At 46.7% G+C, this 2277-nt stretch carries 2 protein-coding genes; one reads left to right on the top strand and one right to left on the bottom strand.

Annotation, left to right across the window (positions count from 1 at the left end; translation table 11 throughout):
- Positions 1–113 precede the first annotated feature (113 nt).
- A complete protein-coding gene (locus QUB06_RS34370) occupies positions 114–752 on the bottom strand; it encodes a hypothetical protein (protein ID WP_333439286.1) in 639 nt (212 codons plus the stop codon).
- Between the two features lie 133 nt (positions 753–885).
- On the opposite strand from QUB06_RS34370, the gene QUB06_RS34375 reads away from it, so the two are divergent.
- Complete coding sequence (locus tag QUB06_RS34375; RefSeq protein WP_333439288.1) at positions 886–2190, top strand: WD40 repeat domain-containing protein; 1305 nt, start codon at positions 886–888, stop codon at positions 2188–2190.
- Positions 2191–2277: the final 87 nt, after the last annotated feature.

The raw sequence follows: 2277 nt of genomic DNA on the forward strand, positions 1-2277 counted from the left end.
CGATCGTGTGTTCTCTGTTTGACCCTCATGAATGAGTGTCAGTAACATCATACCTCATCTTTCTGAGAAATGCTATATCTATCCGCTGTATGCAAGTTATCAGGCACGGATTATTATTTAACACTGCTTTGGACGATCGCACTTTTGGTGTTGTCAACAGCCTTGACAGCATAAGCATCGCCCGGACGTATCTGTAAAGCTCTGTTAAAATTGATTAAAGCGGTTTGATAGTCTCCCTGCCCGTAGTAGATATAGCCGAGTTTCATCGATTTTTTGAAGTCAGAATTTTGAGCAGCAACACGAGGAGAATTAGGCTCAGAAACAGGTGCTACGACAGCAGGAGATGGCTCGGCAGCAGGAACTGACTCGAAAGCAGGAGATAACTCTTGATAGGGTGATGGAGAAGTGTTGAAACCAGAAGGAAAAGAAGAGGGCGATTGCTCGTTATACCCCGGCTCTATATTAGATCCAGAGTCAGAGACTTTTACAAAATTTTTGCCATAAAATACTGAAGTAGTAATGCCTCCCAATACAAACATTAGCAATCCAGCACATTGAATTAAAAAGGTTTTTCTGATTTTTTTATTGCTCCAATTTTTGATATAAAAAACCAATGATGCCAATGGGACAAGCAAGTAAAGCACTCCCCAAATAGTTTCCTCTCCAAAAGCTTGAACTAATCCCCAAAAATAGCCAACAAGACTTAAAACTAAACCTAGGATAAAAAATAAGGCGATCGCAATTCCAGGCATTTTCTATTTCTCCGATTGATGTATAGTTATTTTGCCAACTGTAAAGGAGAGGATTTTCTACCTGCAACTCATTCCCCTGTTTGCTGTGTTAAAAATAGATTAGCGGTGACAACAGTCCGATCGCGCACAGCGAATGTTAGGATTTTGGTTAGGAATTAGACTAGGAACTCGATCGCGACTGCCGCAAATGATACCCTCTACCCTCGATCGACCCGAAGAACCATTTGCACGCGCCAGCAACGGCTGGGACATCCAAAAGCTTTACACCGACTTGGCAAATGCCAAACAAGAATTCGCCCCCCACACCAGAAGAGGGCTGACACCCGTAGAAAAGCGGCACCTCTGCGGCTTGCTGTGCGGCTACAGCCCAGCCGAAATTGCGGTTTTTCTCAACAAACAAATCAAAGGTGTAGAAGTTGATTTGTCAAAAACTTTGTACAGATACATAGAATTATTGACAAATCGGCCCCGAAATGCTCTCAAAAATTGGAGAGATGCGATCGACTGGCTGGAAATAGCAGGGTATAAAACGCAGCCAAAAACCTCAACCGGCGCCATCTTAAAAGCCACTCTCCACCATTCAGACAGGATTTTGTCTGCAGCTATCAGTCCCGACGGACAATTCCTCGCAACGGGTTCTGAGGATAGTACGGTGAAAATTTGGAGTTTGCACAGCGGGGAACTGCGGCAGACGATTTTCGGACATTCAACAGCCGTGTTGCTAGTGGCTTTCAGTCCCGCCAGCAAAACGCTGCTGACACGATCGCGCGCGGGTACAGTCAAACTCTGGAACCTGCAAAACGGCGAACTGCTGAAGCGTTTGGCAGACGTACACCGCCACGAATCCGTCGCCGTCAGCCCCGACTGGCAAATTTTGGCGATCGGCACCACCCGCGGCACAATCAAGCTTCTGCACCTCAACAGCGGCCAACTGCTGCAAGTTTTGGAAGGCTACCAAGGGGATGACATAAGTGCGATCGCCCTGAGTTCCAACGGCAAAATGCTAGTAGCCAGCGGCCTCAATGCAGCCAGCGGTTTCTGTCGCGCCACAGTCACTTTGTGGGAATTGCCGGGAGGCGAAGTGAGGCGAACATTTGGCAGCGAAAATTATGTAGCGATTTCTTCCGATAGCCAAATTCTTGTCAGTCACGGCGGCCAAACTATCAAACTCTGGAATTTGCAAACAGGCGAATTATTGCATTCCTTACAAACAGGAATTCGCATCACTTCCGCCGCCGCAATTAGCCCCGACGGGAAATACTTTGCAGTGGGGTGTTTTGACGGTACTGTTAGACTTTGGAATCTTCGCGGCGAATTGCTGCACACTTTAGATGGACATTCTAGCCCTGTGTCTGCGGTGGCGATCGGGCTTTTGGGCGAAACTCTCGTCAGCGGCGGGGAGAATGGTACTGTTAAACTTTGGCAACTGCGGATTTAATAATATCGATTCCGGTGTGCGATTCGTTTAACCTAAATAAGTAGAAATACTTAGGGAAGGTTAGCCTGGTTCAACATAACCTTGATA

The organism is Microcoleus sp. D2_18a_D3 (assembly GCF_036702455.1).
Lineage (GTDB): Bacteria > Cyanobacteriota > Cyanobacteriia > Cyanobacteriales > Microcoleaceae > Microcoleus.